Genomic DNA, 7,189 nt, shown 5'->3' with positions numbered 1-7,189 from the left:
CGCGTCACGCCCCAGCCCAAAGCAGTTCGATCCGCAGGCCGCCGGGTTCTGCGAACATCATGTGCTGACGCGGGCCCTGGCCCATGGGTTCGGGCGCAAATTCGATCTCAACGCCCGCCGTGTCCGCAAGGGTTCGGGCGAGGCTCGTCAGGGTCGCCTCATCCGCGACTTCAAGTGCAAGGTGGTGCAGGCCGAGCGCCGTTTTGCGATCAAAGGGGGCCGGATCGTCGGTTTGCACCTGCCAGAGCGTCAGGCGCACGTGGCCGTCGGTCACGGTGCTGCGGGGGTAATCTGGATCGGTCGCGGTGACGTCCCAGCCCAGCACGTCGCGAAAGAACGCGGTGGTTTGGGTCAGGTCACGCACCGTGAGGCCGAGGTGGTTCATGCCGATGGTCTGGGCCATGTGCTCAGGTCCTTTGCCGCATACGTGTGAGGAACGCCTGCCAGCCGCCCGGCGCCAGCAGCGGGGAGATTGCGAGGCCGATCACGAACCCCGACACTTCCGCGATCCACGTGGGGCTGGACCCGAACAACATCGAATAAATTAACATCAGGCCCAGCAGAATGCCGATCAACTGGAACGCCTTGAACTGGTTGTCGCCCAGCCGCTCCAGCGCCAGCCACATGATATAGGTGTAGGCCCCGATCAGCCCGTAGACGCCCGGATAGGCCCCGACCAGCGCCGCGTTTTGCCAGGACAGCAGCCCGTAGACCAGCGCGCCGCCGATGGTGGAGGCTGTAAAGAGGAGGGCGAAGCTGAGCGCGCTGAATTTCTCGCCCACGAATTTGCCCAGCGCCAGCAGCAACACGATACCCCACAGCGCGTGGGTGAAATTGACGTGGATAAAGGTGTAGGTGACGAAGCGGCGGAACAGATTGATGTCGTAATTGCCGCGCGTGGTGATCTGGTCCAGCACGGCAGGCGCAAAGGCATACTCCTGAAACGCCTGCGCGCGCCAGCCCACGCCTTGTGCGCCGCCCACATAGCCGTTGGCCGCCGCAGACAGCGTCAGTTCAATGGCGGTCATGACCAACACCAGCACCAGTGGCACCGGCGGGATCGTGTTGAAGGGGTTCTGGTCTTCCATGGGGTCTGGTCCGATCAATGGATAGGCAGGCGGTTGATAGGCTGGCCGCGGTTGACGGGGCTTTGGGCCATGGGTAAGCCAGCGTGACCCTGAAATCCAGAGCCTGGAGCCGTTCCCATGTCCGACAGCCCTTTCACCCCGCGCGTCTTTTCCGGCATCAAACCGTCCGGCGGTCTGACGCTGGGCAATTATCTGGGCGCGATCAAACGTTGGGTGGACATGCAAAGCCCGGATATGGAGACGATCTATTGCGCCGTTGACCTGCACGCGATCACCGTCTGGCAGGACCCCAAAGGGCTGAAGGCGGGCACCCGTGAGATTGCCGCCGGTTTGCTGGCGGCGGGCATTGATCCGGACCATTCGATCCTGTTCAACCAGTCCCAGGTCAAGGAACATGCCGAACTTGCGTGGATTTTCAACTGCGTGGCCCGTGTGGGCTGGATGAACCGGATGACCCAGTTCAAGGACAAGGCCGGCAAGAACGCCGAGAAAGCGTCGCTGGGGCTGTATGCCTATCCGTCGCTGATGGCCGCGGACATTCTGATTTACCACGCGACCCATGTGCCGGTGGGTGAGGATCAGAAACAGCACGTGGAGCTGACGCGCGACATTGCCAACAAGTTCAACAACGACTTTGGCGTGGATTTCTTTCCGGTGACCGAACCCGTGATCGAAGGCCCCGGCACCCGCGTGATGAACCTGCGCGACGGGACCAAGAAGATGTCGAAATCCGGTGAAAGCGATATGGAGCGGATCAACATGCTTGATGATGCCGACACCATTGCCAAGAAGTTCAAAAAGGCCAAGACGGACCCGGACGGCATCCCCATGGATCTGGACGGTCTGGCCGGACGGCCCGAGGCCAAGAACCTTGTCGACATCTATTCGGGCCTGTCCGACATGACCCCTGCCGAGGTGGTCGCGGAATACGCGGGCGCCGGTTGGGGCAGGTTCAAGCCTGCGTTGGCGGATCTGGCCGTGGCGAAGCTCGCCCCGATATCGGATGAGATGAAACGTCTGATGGATGATCCGGCGGAGATTGACCGCAAGCTGGCCAAAGGCGCCGACAAGGCGCGCGCGATTGCGGCACCGGTGCTTGAGAAGACCTATGATATTGTGGGGCTTTTGCGGTCCTGAGTGTTCCCTAATGGGGGTGCGGTTTGGTGGCAGGCCGACCCTCCGGGGGGAGTTTTTCGGGCCAGATGAAGGGCGGGGCCGCGCGCACCTTTGAGAGGGGCGCGTTATGGCACGACGACAACCCCCCGCGCCTATGAAGAAGGCCGGGGCGTTTGTGATGCCGGGTTTGTTCGGTGACAGGTGATCTTTCCCGAAGTGGAAAGGCGGAGCCGTGAGGGGCGAGCCCCCCAAGGTCTGATGCGCTGCGACCTGTCCCTGCACCCGATATGTGCAATCGCACGGGGGTGGTCTGGGGGACCGGCGGCCTGTCGATGTCCATGGCGCAGGGTGAAAGCCTGCGGGTTAACCATGTGTGACTATGGCGGTGCTGAATGAACGAAAGGTTGGCGCGCCGTGCGCTGGGGGTGCAACGGCTGGCCTTTAGGTGCGGTGCGGTCCAAGGTGGGGGCCGCCAATGAGGGGGCACGACATGACTGACTTTGTACCGGTGACCGCCACACCCATCTCGGACGATGCATCGACCTTGACCATCCTGAAGGCGGCGATGCGCAATCCGGTCGAGATGTGGTCGGACTACTTCTACCGCGAACATACGGCGACCAGAAAAATTCTGGGGCAGCGGGTTCATACCACGACCGACCCCGATATCATGCAGGCGGTGTTTCAGACCCATTTCGATATTTTCCCAAAATCCGATCTGGAACAGGTCGTGCTGGAACGGGCCACCGGCCACGGGTTGCTGACCGCGCAAGGTGCGGAATGGCGCACCCAGCGTCGCGCGACGTCCCCGATCTTTCGACACAAGAACCTAACGGCGCTGGCCCCTTTGATGGTGGCGGCAGGGGCCACGGCGGGCGACAGGTTGGCGGGCGCGCGGGGTGAGGTGGATGTGATGCCGGTGATGGCCGATGCCACGCTCAAAGTAATTGCAGGCACCTTGTTGTCAGGCGACGGGGACGATTTCGATTTTGCCACCATGTCGAAAATGGTCGATATCTCGTTGGCCCATTTTGGCAAAGTGGATGTGTTCGATTTCTTCAAATCAACGCGCCGGATGCCACGCCCTTGGGGCAAGGCCGGGCGCGAGGCTGTGGCCTGGATGCAGCAGGCGGCCGCCGACGTGATCGACGGGCGCCGCCTGTCAGAGGATCAGGCCCAGGATTTGCTGGCCCTGCTGATGGCCGCGCGCCATCCCGACAGCGGCGAAGGTCTGACCGATGCCCAGGTGCGCGACAATATCGTGACGTTCATTGGCGCAGGCTATGAGACGACCTCAATGGCGCTGACCTGGACGTTGTATTTGCTGGCCAATCATCCCGAATGGCAAGACACGCTGGCCGAAGAACGTGCTGCGGTTCTGGGCGGCGGGCCGGTCACGCCGGACCATCTGGAGGCGCTGGAGAAGCATGCCATGGTCGTTCAGGAGGCCATGCGGCTGTATCCGCCCGCCCCTTCGCTGGATCGCGTGGCGCTTGAGGATGTGACCATCGGCGATCTGGAGGTGAAGGCCGGCGATGTCGTGGTGCTGGCGATCTATCCTATGCAACGCCACACCAGACTGTGGGACCGGCCCGAGCGGTTTGACCCGATGCGGTTCACCCCCGATCAGGTCGCCGCGCGGCACAGATTCCAATACGTGCCGTTTTCGGCGGGCACGCGGGTCTGCATCGGCTGGAAATTCGCGATGATGGAGGCCGTTGCGATTTTGGCGGGTGCCTTGGACCGCGTCACGCTGGCCCCGACAGATTTCACGCCCTACCCGCGTGTGCGGATCACTTTGCGCCCCGTGGGGGGCATGAAACTGGCCGTCCGCCCGCGGGCGTCACAAAACTGAAACGTATTTCCCCTTAAATCAGCGTTGACCGGATGTCCCTGCCGGTCGCGCCGTCTGGTCGCCAAGGGAGGATGCAAGCCTCCTTGACCGGACGCCAAACATGATGCGGCATGTCCCTGCCGTGTTTGCATCGCCCAAAGCCTTTCGCAGGCTTTGGGCGCTTTTTTGCGCGTGGTGCTGGACCGGCGGCTTGGGGCTGATAGGGTCTGGGCCAATCGGGTTTGAACAGACAGGTGGAGCTTTCATGGCGACAGGGATCAACGTGCGCACCTATTATGAGGGCGCGTGGCATGACGGTGATCTGCCGTTGATGCGCGCGGCGGATCACGGGATGTGGCTGGGGTCGGGCGTGTTTGACGGGGCGCGGTCCGTGGGCGGGCTGGTGCCCGATCTGGACAAGCACTGCGCGCGGGTGAACCGGTCAGCTGAGGCGCTGATGCTCACACCGTGGGTCAGCGCCGACGATATGGTGGCAATCATTCATGAGGGGTTGAAACCCTATGGCGATGCGGCCGTGTACATCCGGCCCATGTATTGGGGCCGCGACACAGGCTATTCTGCGATCGTGCCGGGGGAGGGCAAAGCGGGCTTTGCCATTTGCCTTGAGGAAATCCCCATGGCCCCGCCAGAGGCCACCACCACCGTCACCACCACCCGTTTTCGCCGTCCCGTGATGGAGGACGCGGTCTGCAACGCCAAGGCCGCCTGTCTTTATCCCAACAACGCACGGATGCTGGCCGAGGCCCGCGCCAAGGGCTTTGGCAACGCGCTGGCCTGTGACGCCATGGGCAATCTGGCCGAAAGTGCGACGGCCAATGTGTTTCTGGTCAAAGACGGGGAGGTGTTCACGCCTGTGCCCAACGGCACCTTTCTGGCCGGGATCACCCGCGCGCGTCACATCGACAACCTGCGCGCCGATGGCGTCACCGTGCATGAAACCGTGCTGACCTTGGATGACGCCCGCGCCGCCGATGAGATGTTTCTGAGCGGCAACATGTCAAAGGTGACGCCCGTCGTGGCCTTTGATGATGTCCATTATCAAGTAGGCCCCGTCACCCGCCGCGCGCGGGATTTGTATTGGGACTGGGCCAGACGGTCCGCATGATGCGCGCCTGTGATCTGGTGTTGCGGCTGCTGCCCTTCGGGCTGACGCTGGTGGCCGCGATCTGGATCGGGCTGCAATCGCCCTTCACCACGCCGATGGTACAGCGCAGGGCAGCCCAGATTGAGGCCACCTTGACCCGCGCCATGGCCGCGCGCGTGACGCTGGCGTGGCTGTTGCCCCGCGTGCAAGAGGCGCTGTTGGCCGAGGATCTGATCCGGTTGGACCTGTTGGTGGGGCTTGCCAATGACCACGGCGTGGTCCTGCCCCGTTCTTTGGTTGAAGATATCGCCGCACTGGATGCAGCGCGGTCCGGCCTTTTGGCGCGCACAGCGGCCTGCGGGGCCTGTGCGGTGGACATCACCGCCTGCGAAACGCTGGCACAGCTGGGCGTCTGCGCGATCCCGTTTGAACTGACACCGGCGGGGGATGTGAATGCCCTGCGCCGTGCGGGGCTGGCCTATGCTGGCGGGGAGGATGTCGACCGTCTCGATCTGGGGCTGGGGCTGGTCGGGCTGGGGGCCACGGGGGCAGTGCTGGTGTCGGGGGGCAGTTCCTACACCCTCAAGGCGGGGGCTTCTGTGTTGCGGATGGCGCGGCGTCTGGGCACGCTGACACCCGCCTTGGCCGCGCGGTTGACCACGCTGGTGGGTGATGCTGTGCGCTGGGACAGGCTGGGCGATCTGGGACGCGCCCCGCCCTCCGCCCTGATCGACAGTGCCAAGCTGGGGGAATTGGGCCAGATCGGCGGGTCCTTGCGGCAGGTGGCCCAACAGACATCGGTGGCCCAAGCCGTGGGGTTGATGCGTCATGTGGACAGCGCAGGCGACGCGGCCCGTCTGGCGCGGGTCAGCACCGCCATGGGGCCACGCACGCGCGGCGCGTTTGAGGTTCTGGGCAAGGCCCGCGTGATGCGCGCCACCGCACGGCTGAGCAATCTGGCCATTGGCGCCATCGCCGCGGTCTATCTGCTGGCGCTGCAACTGTTGGTCTTCGCAGGCCAGCAAACCTGCAACATCGCCTTGCGCGGGGCGCGGCGTCATCTGGGCCGCCGACGCCGCGCAGCAATCTAAGCCCTGTCGCGCTGCACTTGGTCATTGCGACCCCCCTGACGATCCGCCAAAGTGTCCGCCGAATGGGAGTGATGATCACATGCGCAAGTTCCTTGTTGTTCTGGATGACAGCCGCGAATGTCTGAACGCGATGCGGTTCGCCGCCATGCGCGCCGCCAAGACCGGTGGCGGGGTTGAGGTGTTGGCCATCATCCCCCCGGACGAATTCAATCACTGGATCGGGGTGGCCGACATCATGCGCGCCGAAGCCCGCGAACGCATCGAGGTCCATTTCGAGGTCTACGCCAAATGGATGCGCGACAAACAGAACGTCGATCCCGAACTGGTGATCCGCGAGGGGGTCCCCGTGACCGAGATCATGGCCCAGATCGAAGACGACCCGGAGGTGGGCGTGTTGGTGCTGGGCGCAGGCACCGACAAAAAGGGCCCCGGCCCGCTGGTCACGCAGCTGACCAAGGCCGCAGGCGATATGTCGATCCCGATTACGATTGTTCCCGGCGATATGTCCAAGGAACGGCTTGAGGCGATCACCTAAAGCCCCTCACCCCCGATTGATTCTGCCCAGCACCCCCGCATTTGTGCGCACGGGGCCGTGTGGTTTGTGACAAAACCCCTGAAAACAAAGACATATTGTTCACCGGCGGGGGAGCCGCCTGAAACATTGCGGCGTGCTGAAATTTTCTGCGCGCGCGCCGCGTGATCGGCTGTAACAGAGTTCTGTGACATCTTGCACAGGCCCCCGCGCTGTTCTGTGCGCAAATGTATACCAAACCCCTGTTTTGCCCGATTTGACCTTTTTTGGGGCGCGCCGTCGTCACGCGCGCTCCGGTTTTCGTGACGGGCCTGCACCTTCCCGAACGCCGGATTTGGGGCCACCTTCATCTCATCGAAACGCAGCAACCCGCTGCATCACACCAAACCGCCCCAGACGAAACGGGGCACATCACACCGCCCC

Annotated in this window: 7 protein-coding genes; 5 read left to right on the top strand and 2 right to left on the bottom strand. The window is 63.3% G+C overall.

What is annotated here, in order from left to right; genetic code table 11:
* Positions 1–4: 4 nt before the first annotated feature.
* Positions 5–403, bottom strand: coding sequence for a VOC family protein (locus QZ653_RS14495; RefSeq protein ID WP_296421167.1), 399 nt, complete (start codon positions 401–403; stop codon positions 5–7).
* Positions 404–407: 4 nt separating this feature from the next.
* Complete coding sequence (locus QZ653_RS14490; RefSeq protein WP_296421166.1) at positions 408–1,088, bottom strand: rhomboid family intramembrane serine protease; 681 nt, start codon at positions 1,086–1,088, stop codon at positions 408–410.
* A gap of 117 nt (positions 1,089–1,205) precedes the next feature.
* Between QZ653_RS14490 and trpS the strand changes: the two genes are divergently transcribed.
* From trpS to QZ653_RS14465, 5 genes are all read left to right on the top strand, one after another.
* Positions 1,206–2,225: a tryptophan--tRNA ligase gene (gene trpS / locus QZ653_RS14485; protein WP_296421164.1), complete on the top strand. Its 1,020-nt coding sequence runs from the start codon at positions 1,206–1,208 to the stop codon at positions 2,223–2,225.
* Positions 2,226–2,694: 469 nt separating this feature from the next.
* Positions 2,695–4,059 (top strand): cytochrome P450, encoded by a 1,365-nt coding sequence (locus QZ653_RS14480; RefSeq protein ID WP_296421163.1) that lies wholly within the window; start codon positions 2,695–2,697, stop codon positions 4,057–4,059.
* A gap of 244 nt (positions 4,060–4,303) precedes the next feature.
* Complete coding sequence (locus QZ653_RS14475) at positions 4,304–5,164, top strand: branched-chain amino acid aminotransferase (protein ID WP_296421161.1); 861 nt, start codon at positions 4,304–4,306, stop codon at positions 5,162–5,164.
* Complete coding sequence (locus QZ653_RS14470) at positions 5,161–6,234, top strand: hypothetical protein (protein WP_296421159.1); 1,074 nt, start codon at positions 5,161–5,163, stop codon at positions 6,232–6,234. The genes QZ653_RS14475 and QZ653_RS14470 overlap by 4 nt, the downstream gene beginning before the upstream one ends.
* Positions 6,235–6,313: 79 nt before the next feature.
* Complete coding sequence (locus tag QZ653_RS14465; protein ID WP_296421157.1) at positions 6,314–6,769, top strand: universal stress protein; 456 nt, start codon at positions 6,314–6,316, stop codon at positions 6,767–6,769.
* The last annotated feature ends 420 nt before the right edge of the window (positions 6,770–7,189 follow it).

The sequence above is a fragment of the Pseudooctadecabacter sp. genome (assembly GCF_020627745.1).
Lineage (GTDB): Bacteria > Pseudomonadota > Alphaproteobacteria > Rhodobacterales > Rhodobacteraceae > Octadecabacter.
This window is presented reverse-complemented; position numbering and strand designations above follow the sequence as displayed.

What these genes read in the sequence shown, in the direction of transcription:
- QZ653_RS14495 (WP_296421167.1), bottom strand. Translation starts at nt 403, where the DNA reads ATGGCCCAGACCATCGGCATGAACCACCTCGGCCTCACGGTGCGTGAC.
- QZ653_RS14490 (WP_296421166.1), bottom strand. Translation starts at nt 1,088, where the DNA reads ATGGAAGACCAGAACCCCTTCAACACGATCCCGCCGGTGCCACTGGTG.
- trpS (WP_296421164.1), top strand. Translation starts at nt 1,206, where the DNA reads ATGTCCGACAGCCCTTTCACCCCGCGCGTCTTTTCCGGCATCAAACCG.
- QZ653_RS14480 (WP_296421163.1), top strand. Translation starts at nt 2,695, where the DNA reads ATGACTGACTTTGTACCGGTGACCGCCACACCCATCTCGGACGATGCA.
- QZ653_RS14475 (WP_296421161.1), top strand. Translation starts at nt 4,304, where the DNA reads ATGGCGACAGGGATCAACGTGCGCACCTATTATGAGGGCGCGTGGCAT.
- QZ653_RS14470 (WP_296421159.1), top strand. Translation starts at nt 5,161, where the DNA reads ATGATGCGCGCCTGTGATCTGGTGTTGCGGCTGCTGCCCTTCGGGCTG.
- QZ653_RS14465 (WP_296421157.1), top strand. Translation starts at nt 6,314, where the DNA reads ATGCGCAAGTTCCTTGTTGTTCTGGATGACAGCCGCGAATGTCTGAAC.